This is a genomic window from Novosphingobium sp. AAP93, assembly GCF_001296055.1.
Taxonomy (GTDB): domain Bacteria; phylum Pseudomonadota; class Alphaproteobacteria; order Sphingomonadales; family Sphingomonadaceae; genus Novosphingobium.
The window spans coordinates 60,976-75,525 of sequence record NZ_LJHZ01000092.1; the positions used below are offsets into that span (position 1 = coordinate 60,976).

At 68.0% G+C, this 14,550-nt stretch carries 11 protein-coding genes; 8 read left to right on the top strand and 3 right to left on the bottom strand.

Features of this window, described 5'->3' with window-relative positions; genetic code table 11:
- Positions 1 to 109 precede the first annotated feature (109 nt).
- Positions 110 to 1,030 carry an NAD-dependent epimerase/dehydratase family protein gene (locus IP83_RS13980; RefSeq protein ID WP_054122842.1) on the top strand — a complete coding sequence of 307 codons (921 nt, stop codon included), beginning with the start codon at positions 110 to 112 and terminating at the stop codon, positions 1,028 to 1,030.
- Between the two features lie 80 nt (positions 1,031 to 1,110).
- Entirely contained in the window at positions 1,111 to 1,899 is a 789-nt protein-coding gene (locus IP83_RS13985; RefSeq protein WP_054122843.1) for an SDR family oxidoreductase, read from the top strand.
- On the opposite strand, the gene IP83_RS13990 is transcribed toward IP83_RS13985, so the two are convergent.
- The 3 genes from IP83_RS13990 to IP83_RS14000 all read right to left on the bottom strand — a co-directional run bounded on the left by IP83_RS13990 (position 1,896) and on the right by IP83_RS14000 (position 5,676).
- A complete protein-coding gene (locus tag IP83_RS13990) occupies positions 1,896 to 3,617 on the bottom strand; it encodes an amidohydrolase family protein (protein ID WP_054122844.1) in 1,722 nt (573 codons plus the stop codon). The genes IP83_RS13985 and IP83_RS13990 overlap by 4 nt on opposite strands.
- Positions 3,618 to 3,621: 4 nt before the next feature.
- Positions 3,622 to 4,026, bottom strand: a complete 405-nt coding sequence (locus IP83_RS13995; protein WP_054122845.1) for an MAPEG family protein — start codon at positions 4,024 to 4,026, stop codon at positions 3,622 to 3,624.
- Between the two features lie 90 nt (positions 4,027 to 4,116).
- Positions 4,117 to 5,676 carry an AMP-binding protein gene (locus tag IP83_RS14000; RefSeq protein WP_197274379.1) on the bottom strand — a complete coding sequence of 520 codons (1,560 nt, stop codon included), beginning with the start codon at positions 5,674 to 5,676 and terminating at the stop codon, positions 4,117 to 4,119.
- A 144-nt stretch (positions 5,677 to 5,820) separates the two neighbouring features.
- Here IP83_RS14000 and IP83_RS14005 point away from each other — a divergent pair, with 144 nt between their 5' ends.
- From IP83_RS14005 to IP83_RS14030, 6 genes are all read left to right on the top strand, one after another.
- Positions 5,821 to 7,269, top strand: coding sequence for a helicase HerA domain-containing protein (locus IP83_RS14005; RefSeq protein WP_054122878.1), 1,449 nt, complete (start codon positions 5,821 to 5,823; stop codon positions 7,267 to 7,269).
- Between the two features lie 63 nt (positions 7,270 to 7,332).
- Entirely contained in the window at positions 7,333 to 8,007 is a 675-nt protein-coding gene (locus tag IP83_RS14010; protein WP_054122846.1) for a response regulator transcription factor, read from the top strand.
- The gene (locus IP83_RS14015) at positions 8,004 to 9,029 is read left to right on the top strand and encodes a cell wall metabolism sensor histidine kinase WalK (protein ID WP_054122847.1); all 1,026 of its coding nucleotides are present in this window, start codon (positions 8,004 to 8,006) and stop codon (positions 9,027 to 9,029) included. The genes IP83_RS14010 and IP83_RS14015 overlap by 4 nt, the downstream gene beginning before the upstream one ends.
- 29 nt (positions 9,030 to 9,058) lie before the next feature.
- Positions 9,059 to 10,171, top strand: a complete 1,113-nt coding sequence (locus IP83_RS14020) for an efflux RND transporter periplasmic adaptor subunit (RefSeq protein ID WP_054122848.1) — start codon at positions 9,059 to 9,061, stop codon at positions 10,169 to 10,171.
- A gap of 13 nt (positions 10,172 to 10,184) precedes the next feature.
- Positions 10,185 to 13,259, top strand: coding sequence for an efflux RND transporter permease subunit (locus tag IP83_RS14025; RefSeq protein WP_054122849.1), 3,075 nt, complete (start codon positions 10,185 to 10,187; stop codon positions 13,257 to 13,259).
- On the top strand, positions 13,252 to 14,547 hold the full coding sequence (locus IP83_RS14030; protein ID WP_082364705.1) for a TolC family protein: 1,296 nt from the start codon (positions 13,252 to 13,254) through the stop codon (positions 14,545 to 14,547). Before IP83_RS14025 ends, IP83_RS14030 begins: the two co-directional genes overlap by 8 nt.
- The last annotated feature ends 3 nt before the right edge of the window (positions 14,548 to 14,550 follow it).

A 14,550-nucleotide genomic window follows, 5' to 3' on the forward strand; every position in this document is an offset into this window, starting at 1 on the left:
CCCCGGCAATGCGGCCGATCCGCCGGACAAATGCTGCACCATCCATACTTTGGAAGCGATCTGCCGCCGCGGCTTGCGTATCGTGGCGCATGAAGGGAGACAGATGCGGATGAGAATTGGCGTAACCGGTGCCGGCGGGTTCGTCGGACAGGCCCTCGTCGCGGAACTCGCGGGATCCGGCCGCAGCGTCGTCGCGACCGACAGGAGGCTTGATGGACTGCCGGCGGACGTCGAACCGGTCGAAGGTGACCTCGGCGATCCGGCGATCCGCGCCGCCCTGACAGCCGACGGCCTTGACGTGCTGATCCATCTCGCGACCGTCCCCGGCGGTGCAGCAGAGGCCGATCCGGCGGAAAGCCGCCGAATCAATGTCGATGCGATGTACGACCTGCTGCTGGAAGCCGCTGCCGCTTCGCCCGGCCTGCGCGTGGTGTTCGCCAGTTCGATTGCCGTCTTCGGCGATCCCCTGCCGCCGCTCGTCGACGATCACACGCCGCTGGCGCCGAAGCTGATCTACGGCGGACACAAGGCGATGATGGAGGCCGCTGTTGCCCTGTTTTCGCAGCGCGGCATGATCGACGGCGTATCGGTGCGCTTGCCGGGTCTGCTGGCCCGGCCACAGGGGCCTTCGGGGCTCAAGTCCGCTTTCCTCTCCGATCTGTTCCATGCGCTGCGAGCCGGGAACGCCTTTACCTGTCCGGTAGCGGAGCAAGGCACGATTTGGGCCCAGTCCGTCAGCTGCGCCGCCGCCAATCTGCTGCATGCTGCCAAGCTCGATACCGCACAGCTGCCGCCGACCCGGGCGGTGACGCTGCCTGCGCTTCGCGTGACGGTCGGGGATCTCGTCGCCGAGATTGCGCGCCAGTGCGACACGTCGCCAGATCTGGTTCGCTATGCACCCGATGCCGCCCTGCAAGCCACCTTTGCCGCGCAGCCTCCGCTTGTGACACCCGCTGCCGACCGCGCGGGCTTTGCCCATGACGGGGACCTTGCGGCGCTTGTCGCGTCGGCGCTGTCAACGTTGCGCTGACCTATACGTCCCCACTATCGCCAGTTTACCGCGACAGAGATAGGCTGATGATCGCAGCCAATCACTGGTGAGGATGCATTATGGACTTGGGAATCAGGGGCCGCAAAGCGCTGGTCAACGGCGGAAGCGCAGGCATGGGGCGCGGCTCGGCACTTGCGCTGGCGCGGGAAGGCGCGGAGGTGTTCATCTCGGCGCGCGGTGTGGAGCGGCTGGAGGCAACCTGCGCCGCGATTGCTGCCGAGACAGGCGCCAAGGTGCATCCCATTGCCGCCGATCATGCGAGCGATGAAGGCCGTGCTGCAATCCTGGCCGCATGCCCTGATCCCGACATCTTCGTCGCGACGTGCGCTCCGCCGCCGTTCACCGATGATTTCCGCGACGTCTCGCGCGAGGAGTTCGAGAAGTCGGTAGCCACCGCACTGCTGAGCCCGATCGACTACATCAAGGCCGTCTCCGGCCCGATGGTGGAGCGCCGTTGGGGCCGCATCGTCAACATCAGCACCGGCGCCGCAAAGTATCCGGCGGCGATGCGCGTGCTCTCCGGCCCGCCCCGCGCCGCGCTGGCGAATTACTGCCACGCGATATCGAAGGAACTCGCGCGCTACAACGTGACGGTGAATTCCGTGCTCCCCGGGATGCACCACACCCCGGGCATCGAGGAGATGATGGGGCCGCGCGCGGCGAAGAACGGCCGCACATATGACGAGGAAGTCGCCGCTTTCGTGAAAGCCGTACGCATCCCCGCCGGGCGCTTCGGCGATGCGGAGGACCTTGGCGCGATGGTCGCCTTGCTCTGCAGTGCGCAGGCGAGTTTCGTCACCGGGCAGTCGCTGGTGGTCGACGGCGGGATGGGGACCTCGATCTTCTAGTTGAGGCGGTATCCCGCGCCCCGGATCAGCTTGCCCGGCCGCGCACCGGTCGACCGATCGAACCGGCGGATCACTTCGCCCGCGACGATGGTCGCTTCATAGCCGGTTGCGCGCTGGTGGAGGCGGCGACCGCCAGCAGGCAAATCGCGCACCACCTCGGGGAGGTGCAGCGAGAGGCCATCGAGGTCGATCACGTTGAGATCGGCCCGTTCGCCCACCTTCAGCAATCCGCGATCATCGAGGCCGACGGCCCGGGCGGCTTTGCGGCTGAGCATGTGGACGGCTTCGGCCAGCTCGAGCTTGAGCGGTCCGTCACCCTTCACGAACTGGGTAAGCAGGTAGGTCGAATAGCTCGCATCGCAGATTGCGCCGTAATGCGCACCGCCATCGCCGAGGCCGGGGACGCAATAGGGGTGCTTCAGCATCTCATGGGCGCTGTCGAGCGTCGCGTTTTCGTAGTTGCCGAGCGCGGCGAGGAACAGGCCGTACCCGTTGGTCTCCAGAATGCGGTCGTAGGCCACTTCCTGCGGGGTGCAGCCACGCGCCGCTGCCTGACCCGCCATGCTCATATGCGCTGGCGGGGCGTAGTCGGGCGGATTGTCGAGCGGGAACAGCCAGCGCCAGTTACGAGCTAGCGCGTTGAAGGGATGACCGGGCGCAAAGTCCTCGGTGAGCAACGCATCGCGCAAGTCGGGATCGCGCATGGCGGCGACTTGCTCGGGGATCGAGAGGTGCGCGATCTTGCTCCAGCTGGGGCACAGCACGAACGGGTGCACGGTGAGTTCGAGCCCGGCAATCAGGCCGATGGGGCGCGGCATGACCTGCGCGTGGGCCATGCCGCCTGCTGCATTGGTGGCCTCCAGCTTTTCGAGCACGCGGCGCCAGCGCGGCGGGGCATCGTTGCCCGAAGCGAGCGTGAAGGTCGCGGGCCGCCCGCTGGCCTCGATCACCCGCTCGATCACGCGGTATTCCTTGTCCCAGCCGACGAAGGCATCGAGCACGACCTGAAACGTCCCCGCGCCGACATCGCCCATGCCGCGCGTGATCGCCTCAAGTTCGGCAATATCGGCATCGAAGGTGGGGATCGCGCCGCCATCGGCGGTCTTGTGGATCGAGAGGCGCGAGGTGGCAAAGCCGATGGCCCCGGCACGCATGGCCTCTGCCGTCAGGTGGCGCATCAGGGCAAGGTCCGCCTCGGTCGCCGGTTCGCGGGCCGCGCCGCGTTCACCCATTGCGTAGACCCGCAAGGGCGAGTGCGGGAGGTAGGCGGCGATATCGATGTCGCGCTTTCCGGCGGCAACGGTGTCGAGATACTCGGGGAAAGTCTCCCAATCCCATGACAGGCCCTCGGTCATCACCACGCCCGGAATGTCCTCGACGCCTTCCATCACGTTGATCAGCATCTCATGATCGGCCTTGCGGCAGGGCGCGAAGCCGACGCCGCAATTGCCCATGACCGCCGCCGTCACGCCATGCGCGGACGAGGGCGAAAGCTCCTCCGCCCAGATGCATTGGCCGTCGTAGTGGGTGTGGACGTCGATGAAGCCGGGCGTGACGACCCGGCCCTTGGCGTCGATTTCCTCCTTGCCGCGACCGCTGATGGCACCGATCGCGGTAATGCGTCCGCCCGCGATGGCAAGATCGCCGTCGATCAGATCGCCGCCGCTGCCATCGGCGATGGTGCCGCCGCGGATCACCAGATCATAGTCAACCACCATTGCGTCAGGCTCCCTGAACCACGCGCACGATCCCGCCGATCAGCGAGCCGAGCACGAAAGTGTAGATAGGCGGCATCGAGATATAGAGCGGGATCAGCCGCTTTTCCGCCGCCTTGTGATAGCCGCGCGCATAAAGGACGCGCATCGGGGGCCAGATCACGCCGATGCCGGCGGCCCAGTAGGGGCTCACCACATAGGCAAACAGCCATAGGCCGGGCAGGAACAGCACCAGATGCTCCAGCGTGTTCTGGTGCGCGCGGACATAGCGCTCGTATTCCTCAGGGCCGCTGTGCGAGGGCACCGGGATCTTGAACCGCCCGCGCGCGAGGCCGGCCATCAGCAGGGTGAAGTAATAAGCCAGGAGCGCCAGCGCGCTGACGATCACGACGTAGACGTAAGGGTCGATCATTGTTCTGGCGCGCCTCTTCCCATCCCTTGGGAGAGAGGCTGACGCCGGGCAGGCGGCGGGGCAACTCGCAATTTTGAGGCAATCGCATCGTCAACCGCCGCGCGTGCGCAATTCCTCCTTGAGCGCGGCCTTGGAGATCTTGTTGGCACCGCTCAGCGGCATCGGCTGGTCGCGGATCTCCAGCGTGCGCGGGCATTTGTAGTGCGCCAGCAGCGCGCGGCAGTGGTCGATGAGTTCGCGCTCGCCGGCTTTCATGCCGGGCTTGAGCGTCACGACAGCATGGACCGCCTCGCCCCAATGCTCGTGCGGCCGCCCGAAGACCGCGCACTGGGAGACAGCGGGATGGGCCGCGAGCGCGTTCTCCACTTCGAGCGAATAGACGTTCTCCCCGCCCGAGATGATCATGTCCTTCAGCCGGTCGATGACGAAGAGGTAGCCATCCGCGTCGATGTAGCCGATATCGCCCGTGTGCATCCAGCCGCCGCGAAGCGCCTCGGCGGTGAGGTCGGGCCGGTTCCAGTATCCCAGCATCACATTCGGCCCGCGCGCGACGATCTCGCCCGGCTCGCCCGGAGGAAGCAGGCGGTCCTGCGCATCCACCACGCCGATTTCGGCAAAGAGCACGCACCGCCCTGCTGAACGCAGGCGGCCGCTGGGCCAGTTTTCGGGCAGGTGATCGTCGCAATTGAGGATCGTCACCACCGGCGAGAGCTCGGTCATACCGTAGGATTGCAGGAAGCCGACATGGGGCAGCGCGGCCATGATTTCCCGCAGCAACGGTTCCGGCATCGGCGCCGAGCCGTAGGAGAGGACGCGCAGCGAGGAGAGGTCCGCTTCGATCAGCGCCGGATCATCGAGCATCGCGCGCAGCATTGTCGGCACGAAGGTCGCGTGGGTGACGCCGGTCCATTCAATGGCCGCGATGACCTCGCTGGCGACAAACCTCGGCAGGAGAACGTGGGTGCCCGCAGCATGCGTCACCGAAAACACCCGCGCGGCGGCAGCCACATGGAACAGCGGTCCGTGGTGAAGGTGGACAATATCGGGCCCGAAGCCGAGTTCACCATAGGTGTTCGCGGTATTGGCGACGAAGTTGGCGTGGCTGATCATCACGCCCTTGGCTGCGCTCGTCGTGCCGCTGGTATACATCAGGACGGCCAGATCATCGCCGCAGCGCCCCTGATCGGGGAGCGGGTACGCTTCTTCGATCAGCGCTTCGTAGGCGTGCATCCCATCCGGCGCGGCGCTGTCGCCCGCATGGACCAGCGCCGCCTTGTCGCCCGCCGCTGCCAGCAGTTCGCCGCGCATCGCGCAGAAGTCATCGCTCAGCACGATCACGTCCGGCGCGCAGTCCGCCACCTGATCGCGCAGTTCGATCTGCGAGAGACGGTGGTTCAGCGGCGTGATCGCGCCGCCCGCGTGCATCGCCGCGAAAAAGCATTCGAGCGAACGGTGGCTGTTGAGCGAAAGCAGCACAACGCGCCCGTTCGTGCTCAGTCCGAGCGCCTTGAAAGCCTCTGCCAGACGCGCGACACGATCAGCAAAAGCGTTCCATGTGAAGGATTTGTCGCCGTCTATCACGGCCACGCCTTCACCGCGCAGATGGACCGCGCGACGCAGGGCCTGACCCAGACTGACCGACTTGTTCACGCGGCGACTCTCCCTGTTTTGCCCCGGTCTACGCGCTTGGCTGCAACAGCAGGAGCTGTTCAATATGGCAGCGCCGGGTTTTCACCGCATAAGGCTGTGTGCGGGTCTTGCCCAGAGCAGCGCAAACCGGCCATGCGCCAAGTGATGACGCTCAAAGTTGACATGGGATTCGATGGTGCCGGGGGTACGGCGCTGGTCGATCTGGAGGAGCTGCTAGCGACGCGGCTGCTCGTCCAGGGCAATTCCGGCTCGGGCAAATCGCATCTGCTGCGGCGGTTGCTCGAGAAAAGCGCCGGGCAAGTCCAGCAGGTGATCATCGATCCCGAGGGCGATTTCGTGACCCTATCGGGGCCTTATGGCCACGTTTCGATCGAGGCGGTCGACTACTCGGTCAGCGAGATCACGCACTTTGCCCGCCGCTGCCGCGAGCATCGGACTTCGGTCGTCCTCAGCCTCGAAGGGCTGGAGATGGAAGGCCAGATGCGCTGCGCGGCCGCTTTCCTGATGGGACTGTTCGATGCTCCGCGCGAGCACTGGTTCCCGGCGCTGGTGGTGGTCGACGAGGCGCAGATCTTTGCTCCTGCGGCGGGCGCGGAAGTCAGCGAGGAAGTCCGCCGCGCCTCGCTGGGCGCAATGACCAACCTGATGTCGCGCGGGCGCAAGCGCGGGCTCGCCGGGATCATCGCGACGCAGCGCCTTGCCAAGCTCTCGAAGAACGTGGCGGCCGAGGCGAGCAACTTCCTGATGGGCCGCACCTTCCTCGACATCGACATGGCGCGCGCGGCGGATCTGCTCGGCATGGAGCGGCGGCAGGCCGAATCCATCCGCGATCTGGCGCGCGGGACCTTCCTCGGTCTCGGCCCCGCCATCGCGCGGCGGCCTGTGATGCTGAAGATCGGCCCGGTCGAGACCTCGGCGCGCAGCAGCAGCCCGGTGCTCGTGCCGCTTCCCAATGCGCCCGCCGGAGACATGCGCGAATTCCTGCTCGCCGGGCTGGAGGATGCCGCGCCTCTCCCCGCTCCAGTGCCCACGCCGCGCCCGCAGCCGGCGACACTCGTGCTGGAGGAGCTGGCCCGCCTGCCCATCGAACCGGTTGCGGAAGAGCTGCCCGAACCAGTCGATCCCGAACCGGTGATGGTTGCCGCCCTGCGCGCCATTGTCGGTGACGAGGAAGCGACGGGCAAGACGACGGCGGTGCTGTTCCAGGACTTTCAGGTCCGCTGCCGCATGCACGGGCTGCGGCAGGCACCGCTCGATCTGGCAGGCTTCACCCGCCGGTTCGCGGCGGCGCGCGCGGGCATCTTCGACGGGCTTGAGGACGAATGGGCACCCGCACTCGAAGCGGGCCGCCGCGTGCCGGACGACATGCTCGGTGCGTTCCTGCTCATCGCACGGGCGGCGAGCGAGAGCCAGCCCTGCCCCAGCGACCAGGACCTCGCGCTGGTCTATGGGACGAGTTCGCTCGGCCGGGCGAGGCGCGTGCTGAGCTACATGGAAGAGCGCGACATCATCGTCGCGCGCACCGACCTTTCCGGCCGCCGCTCGATCACGATCCCGGCGCTGGGGTGGACAACGCAGCCGACCGAGCCGTGATCCCCGTCAGCCTCCCGTCAGGCTTGCTTGCTATTGCCTTCCCGTTGGCCATAGCGGGGTCGAATGGCGCGGGTTCTGATCATCGAGGACAATGAGCGGCTGGCCGGGCTGATCGCCGATGGCCTCGCCGCGCAAGGCCATGTCTGCGATGCGGTGCATACGCTGGCGTCGGCGGAGGATGCGCTGGCCGCCACCTCGTTCGACGGGATCGTGCTCGATCTGGGCCTGCCCGATGGCGACGGGGTCGACTGGATGCGCGCGCAGCATGGGCCGCGCCCACCGATCCTTGTGCTGACCGCGCGCGACGCGCTGGAGGACCGCATCAAGGGGCTGGATGCGGGTGCCGACGACTATCTCCCCAAGCCTTTCGCGATGAGCGAGCTTGCCGCCCGGCTGCGGGCTCTGCTGCGTCGGCCCGGCGGGCGGCAAGACGCGGTGCTCAGCCTCGGCAACGTGGCGTTCGATCCGGCGAGCCAGCAGGTGACGGTCGATGCCCATCCTTTGGACCTCACGCGCCGCGAGGCCGCGCTGATCGAACTCCTGCTGCGCCGCGCCGGACAAGTCGTGCGCCGCGCGGTGATCGAGAGCAGCCTCTACACCTTCGACGAAGCGGTGACGCCCAATGCGGTCGAGGCAAATATCTCGCGCCTGCGCCGCAAGCTGGAGGAGGCGGGCGCCGCGCTTGAACTGCACACAATCCGCGGGGTAGGCTACATAGCAAGGGTGCGCGGGGCATGACCAGGCCGCCGTCGATCATCCGCCGCCTGACCGCGAGCCTTGCATGGGTGGGCGGGCTCGGCGCGCTGCTGCTGCTGATCGTGATCGGCATCGAATACCGTATATCGTTCAGCAATCTGGGCGATCACGATGCCTTCGTCCGCGCGATCCACGAACTCAGCGAGCATGTGCTGCTGCCGATGGCCGTGCTCATCCTGCCGATGGCGCTGGCGGGGCGCTGGGCGATCAAGAGCGGGGTGCGCCCGCTGCTCGACGCAGCGGCGCAGATCGATGCGCGGGCCGGTGAGACGCGCGGTGTCCGCGTGGACACGACCGACTTTCCCGTCGAAGCCCGCCCGTTTGCCGATGCGATCAACCGCGTGCTGGGGCGCGTCGATGGCGCCGCGGCGCTGCATGAGGCCTTTGCCGCCGATATCGCGCATGAACTGCGCACGCCTTTGACCCTCCTGTCGCTCGAGCTCGACCGGCTCAACCATCCCGATGCCGAACGCATGCGCGGCGATGTCGCGCGGATGCGGCGGCTGATCGACCAGTTGATGCTGCTTGCGCAGATCGACGCCGATCATGCCGCGCAGATCGCGCCGATGCCGGTCGACCTCAGCGATGTGGCGGGCGACGTTCTTGCCCAGCTTGCCCCCATCGCGCTCGACCGGGGACTGCGGCTGGCGCTGGAGGCGGACGTGCCGGTCGTCGTGACCGGGCGGCGCGAGGCGATCGGCGCGGCACTGCGCAACCTGATCGAGAATGCGCTGCGGGCGAGCCCGGCGGGCGGCTGCGTGACCGTCCGCACCGAGACGGGCGGCTTGCTGGCGGTGCGCGATGAAGGCCCGGGGCTTTCGGCGGACCAACTGGCCACATTGACGCAGCGCCACCGCCGCGCCGATCACGCGAGCAAACATGGTGCGGGGCTTGGCCTCGCCATCGTCGAGCGGATCATGCGGGCGCATAGCGGGACGCTGGAAACGAGTGCCGAGGCACGGGAACTGCAGCTGCGGTTTCCCTCGGCCAGCGCGTCAGACTGACGTCAGCTTCACCAACTAGGGCGGGCAGCATGAAGCAGAATGCGTTGATCCTGGGCGGCGTGGCCGCCGTGCTGTTCGCCGGCGGCGGCTGGTGGTGGATGACCTCGCAGGGGGCAAGCAACGCTGCGTCCGCCACAGCTGCCGCGCCCGGTGCCGCCAAGGACGGCATGATCTCCCTGTCCGCTGAACAGATGCATGCGCTAGGGCTGACGCTTGCGGCCGCATCGGCGGCGCAGACGGTGCCGGTGGCCGAACTCCCCGCGCAGATCATGCCCCAGCCCAACGCGCGCGTTGCGGTCGCGGCGCAATTTCCGGGCGTCATCACCCGGATTTTCGTGGTGAACGGACAGGATGTGACCGCAGGCCAGCCGCTCGCCACAGTTGCGAGCCGCGACATGGTCAGCCTGACCGCCGAACTCGCCCGCGCCCGGGCGAGGCAGAGCGTCGCACGTGCTCAGGCTGCGCGGCTCGGCCAACTGGCGCGCGAGGGCATCATCGCCCCTGCCCGCGCCGATGAAGCGGCTTCGCTGGCGCGTCAGGCGGATATCGATGTGGGCGAACAGGGGCGCCTTATCGGCCTTGTCCCCGGCGGACGCGCGGGCGGGGCAGGCTATACGCTGAGCGCCCCGATCAGCGGCCGCATCAGCGCGATGAGCGCCGAGACCGGCAAAGCGGTCGATCCGGCCATGGCGCCCTTCGTGATCGACGGCGGCGGCCCGCTGCAAGTCACCGCGCAGCTGCCCGAGCGACTGCTCGCGACCGTGAAGCCCGGCATGTCCGTACGCATCGGCACCGTTTCCGGCACGGTTACGGCGGTCGGCCAGTCGCTTGATCCTGCGACCCGTTCGGCCACGGTCACCGCGACCATACCGGCAGGCAGCGCGGCGGCAGGCAGCGCGACCTCGATCGGCATCGAAGGCCCCGCGCCCGCAGGCGCCGTGCGGATTCCGCTCGCAGCACTTGGCGAAGTGAACGGCGGCAAGGTCGTGTTCGTTGCGGTGCGCGGCGGGGTCCGTGCGCGCCCGGTAACCGTGGCCGGCGTATCCGGCGACAGCGCAGTCATCGCGAAAGGCCTTGCCGCAGGTGAACGCGTCGCGGCGAGCGGGGTGAGCGAACTCTCGACGCTCGCCGGCGCCAACTGATCGCCTCGCCGCCATGCTCCGCGAACTTCTCGCCAAGGCGCTGTCCTTCCGCCTCGTCGTGCTGGCTGCCGCGCTCGTCGTGGCGGGCATCGGCGGCTGGACGTTCGCCAACCTGCCCATCGACGCCTATCCGGATATCGCGCCGACGCAGGTGAAGATCATCCTCAAGGCGCCGGGGATGACTCCCGACGAGGTCGAGACGCGCATCCTTGCGCCCATCGAGCAGGAAATGCTGGGCCTGCCCAAGCAGGCCGTCCTGCGCGCGACGGCCAAGTATGCCATCGCCGACATCACCATCGACTTCACCGACGGCACCGACATCTACTGGGCACGCCAGCAGGTGAGCGAGCGACTTGCCGGGGTGATGGGCGATCTGCCCGCAGGCGTGAACGGGGGCCTCGCGCCGATTTCAACGCCGCTCTCCGAACTCTTCATGTTCACCATCGACGGGCCGCAGAGCCTGGAGGAGCGCCGGACCGTGCTCGACTGGACGATCCGTCCGGCCCTGCGCACCGTGCCCGGCGTCGCGGACGTCAATGCGCTGGGCGGTTATGTGCGCACCTTCGAGGTGCGGCCCGATCCGCTCGCGCTGGGCGCGGCGGGGCTGACGATGGCGGATGTGAAGGCCGCGGTCGAAAGCGGCAACCGCAACGATGGCGCGGGGCGGCTGGCCAATGGCGAGAACGCGCTGATCGTGCGCGCGGTGGGGGCAATCAAGACGCTCGATGACCTGCGCGCGCTGGTGCTCCATGCCCCGGGCGCACGCGTGCTTCGGCTGGGTGATGTCGCGACCATCAGCAATGGCAGCCTGACTCGCTACGGCGCGGTCAGCGCGGACGGGCATGGCGAGACCGTCGAAGGCCTCGTCATCGCACTGCGCGGGGCAGATGCGCGCAAGGTGGTCACCGGCGTGAAAGCGCGGCTTGCCGAGCTGCAGCACAGCCTGCCGCCGGGCATGAAGATCCGTGTCTTCTATGACCGGTCAGACCTGATCGCCCGCGCGGTGGGCACCGTCGAGGAAGCGCTCCTCGAGGCGACGATCCTCGTCGTGGTGCTGCTGATGGTGTTCCTCGGCAATTGGCGCGCTGCCGCGATTGTCGCGACGACGCTGCCGATGGCGGCCCTCATCTGCTTCATCCTCATGCGCGGCTGGGGCCTTACCGCCAATCTGATGAGCCTTGGCGGCCTCGCCATCGCCATCGGCATGCTGGTGGACGGGGCGGTCGTGGTGGTCGAGAACGTGGTCGAACGGCTGGCGCAGACGCACGACGACATATCGCCGCGGCTCCACCACGTGTTCCGCGCCACCAGCGACGTGATCGTGCCGGTCTCCGCAGGGCTGCTGATCATCGCGCTGGTGTTCCTGCCGCTGGTTTCGCTCGAGGGCCTTGAAGGCAAGCTCTTCGCGCCCGTCGCGCTCACGATCATCTTCGCGCTGGTGGCGGCGCTGTTGCTGGCGCTCACATTGGTTCCAGCGCTGGCCTCGCTCGGCCTCAAGTCAGGCGCACATGGTGAGCCGTGGCTGATGCGCCAGCTCGCGCCGCGCTACAGCGCGCTGCTCGGTGCGGCGTTCGCGCGGCAGAAGCTGGTCTATGGCCTTGCGGGCCTGGGCCTTGCCGCCGCCGTCGTTGCCTATGGCGCGGTGGGCAAGACCTTCATGCCGCAGATGGACGAGGGCAGCGTGATCGTCCAGCTGGTCAAAAGCCCCTCCATCGGCCTGCCGCATTCGGTCGCCGGGGACATGGCGGCGCAGCGCATCCTCAAGGCCAAGGTGCCCGAAGTCGACCGTGTGATCTCGCGCGTCGGTGCGGACGAACTGGGGCTCGATCCGATGGGCCTCAACGAGACGGACACGTTCGTGACGCTCAAGCCCCAGAGCGAATGGCGCGGCAGCAAGGAAGCGATCATCGAGGACATGCGCCACGCGATGACGCTGCTGCCGGGCATTGGTTCCAGCTTCACCCAGCCGATCGAAATGCGCGTCTCCGAAATGCTGACCGGATCGCGCGGGGACCTTGCGGTCAAGATCTTCGGGCCTGACGGCGCGACGCTGGGCAAGCTGGCGGGTCAGGTCGAGGCGATCCTCAAGGGCACGCGCGGCGCGACCGAGGTGATGACCGTTGCCAACGACCGGGTCGACTATCTCCAGATCGATATCGACCGCCTCGCCGCCGGGCGCGCGGGGCTCTCGGTCGACATGATCGAGGACACCTTGCGCGGCCAGCTGGAAGGCGTGCGCGCGGGCGTGGTGGCGGAAGGCAACCGGCGCATTCCCATCGTGATGCGCGCTCGCGGGGGGGTGGAGGCCAATCCCGCCGCCTTTGCCGATACACTGCTGCGCGGTTCCGATGGCCAGACGGTGCGGCTGAGCGATGTCGCGCATGTCCGTCCCGTCGCGGGCCCGGTGAAGATCGATCACGAAAACGGCTCTCGCTATGCCCTCGTGCAAGCCTTTGTCTCGGGCCGCGATCTGGTGGGCTACGTCGAGGAAGCCAAGGCATCGGTGACCGCGAAGGTGCCGATGCCAGCGGGCTACCGCGTGGTGTGGGGCGGCCAGTTCGAGAACCAGCAGCGGGCCGCCGCGCGGCTTTCGCTGGTGGTTCCGGCGGCGCTGCTGCTGATCTTTTTCGTGCTCCTTGCCACGCTGCGCTCGCTGCGTGCGGCGCTGCTGATCCTCGTCAACATTCCCTTCGCTATGGTCGGTGGGATCGTCGCGCTCTGGGCGGCGGGGCAATACCTCTCGGTGCCCGCGTCGGTCGGCTTCATTGCTCTGCTCGGCATCGCTGTGCTCAACGGCCTCGTTCTAGTCTCGTACTTCCGCCAGCTGCGCGCGGAGGGGGTGCCGATGGCCGAAGCGGTGCGCCTTGGTGCCGAGCGCCGTCTGCGCCCGGTACTGATGACCGCGAGCATCACCGCCTTCGGGCTCGTGCCGCTGCTTTTTGCCACTGGCCCCGGCTCCGAAATCCAGCAGCCGCTCGCCATCGTCGTGATCGGCGGACTGGTCAGCTCGACCCTGCTGACCCTGGTGCTGCTGCCGATCCTGTTCGAACGCTTTGGCGAAAGCCCCGAGGAACGTGCCGATGGCTGATGTGCTGCACTCGTTGCGCGGGCTGCGTGCTGCAGCATGGCTCGCGGTGGCCCTCCCCGCCGTAGCTGCCGCACAGCCCGGCCCTGCGCTTGATCAGCGCGCGGATCTGCCGCCCGCGCCCCTCGTCAGCGAAGCGCTCGACAGCTACCCGGGCGTGCTTTCAGCTGCTGCCCGCATCGATGCGGCGCGGGCACAAGCGGGAGCCCTGGCGCGCGGGCCGCAGGAAATCTCGATCCAGGCGACTGCGCTGCGCCGAGCAGTCGATCGGGAAGGCAACTTCGCCGAGTTCGACGCCACCCTCTCGCGGCCCTTCCGCCTCCCCGGCAAGGCTTCGCTTGATCGCAAGACGGGCGCTGCGGGAATCAGGTTCGCGCAGAACGAAATGGCCGATGCCCGCCACCAGGCCGCGCTGGCGCTATCCCAGCAGTGGTTCGACTGGGTCGAGGCTGGCGCATTGGCCGCCAGCGATGCCGCCAATATCGCCTACCTTGAACGCGCGCTCGGTGCGGTCGAGCGGCGGGCCGCGCTGCGCGATGCGGCGGCGCTGGATGTCGATCAGGCGCGGGCCGCGCTGTCCCGCGCCAAGGGCCAGCGGGCTGATGCACTGGCCCGCGCCGCAGAGGCCCGCGCGCGGTTGGCAGCAACATTTCCCGGTATTCCCCTGCCCCCGGCTCCCCCTGCCCCGACCGCGCCGGCCGAACCGGCTATCGGCTTCGATATGCTGGCTAAACTGGTCATCGAACGCAGCCACGAGATCGGCGCGGCGCAGGCGATGGCCGACCGCGAAGGCTTTGCCGCCGACCGCGCCCGCGCCGAACGCCGCGCCGATCCCTCGTTCGGCGTGCGCGCCTTCAGCGAGCGCGGCGGGATGGAGAAGGGTCTCGGCGTCGTCGCAACGATGCCGCTGGGCGGTGGCTACCGGCGTTATCAGGCCGAGGAAGCCGCTGCCAATGCCCGCGCGGCTGCGCAGGACCTGGCCGGGGTGCAGCGCTCCGTGGCTGCCATGGCGGCCGCAGACAAGGCGCTGGCCGAAACGCGGCTGGCGGGCTGGCAAGCGCTGGCGCAGTCCGCCGATGCGGCCAATGCCGTCGCGGAGCGCACCATTGCTGGCGGCAAACTGGGCGCCATCGATCTGGCCGACGTGCTGCTCGCCCAGCGGCAGGCAGGCGACGCGCGGCGCGAGGAAATCGCCGCGCGCATGGCGGCGCTGCGCGCGATCCTCAAGCTCGAGATCGACTCCCACGTCGTGTGGATCGATGCGGATGATCACGGTGAGTCGGCACGGTGAGCC

Excerpts from the sequence above, each read along its gene's own strand:
- IP83_RS13980 (WP_054122842.1), top strand. The coding sequence starts at position 110 with ATGAGAATTGGCGTAACCGGTGCCGGCGGGTTCGTCGGACAGGCCCTC.
- IP83_RS13985 (WP_054122843.1), top strand. The coding sequence starts at position 1,111 with ATGGACTTGGGAATCAGGGGCCGCAAAGCGCTGGTCAACGGCGGAAGC.
- IP83_RS13990 (WP_054122844.1), bottom strand. The coding sequence starts at position 3,617 with ATGGTGGTTGACTATGATCTGGTGATCCGCGGCGGCACCATCGCCGAT.
- IP83_RS13995 (WP_054122845.1), bottom strand. The coding sequence starts at position 4,026 with ATGATCGACCCTTACGTCTACGTCGTGATCGTCAGCGCGCTGGCGCTC.
- IP83_RS14005 (WP_054122878.1), top strand. The coding sequence starts at position 5,821 with ATGACGCTCAAAGTTGACATGGGATTCGATGGTGCCGGGGGTACGGCG.
- IP83_RS14010 (WP_054122846.1), top strand. The coding sequence starts at position 7,333 with ATGGCGCGGGTTCTGATCATCGAGGACAATGAGCGGCTGGCCGGGCTG.
- IP83_RS14015 (WP_054122847.1), top strand. The coding sequence starts at position 8,004 with ATGACCAGGCCGCCGTCGATCATCCGCCGCCTGACCGCGAGCCTTGCA.
- IP83_RS14020 (WP_054122848.1), top strand. The coding sequence starts at position 9,059 with ATGAAGCAGAATGCGTTGATCCTGGGCGGCGTGGCCGCCGTGCTGTTC.
- IP83_RS14025 (WP_054122849.1), top strand. The coding sequence starts at position 10,185 with ATGCTCCGCGAACTTCTCGCCAAGGCGCTGTCCTTCCGCCTCGTCGTG.
- IP83_RS14030 (WP_082364705.1), top strand. The coding sequence starts at position 13,252 with ATGGCTGATGTGCTGCACTCGTTGCGCGGGCTGCGTGCTGCAGCATGG.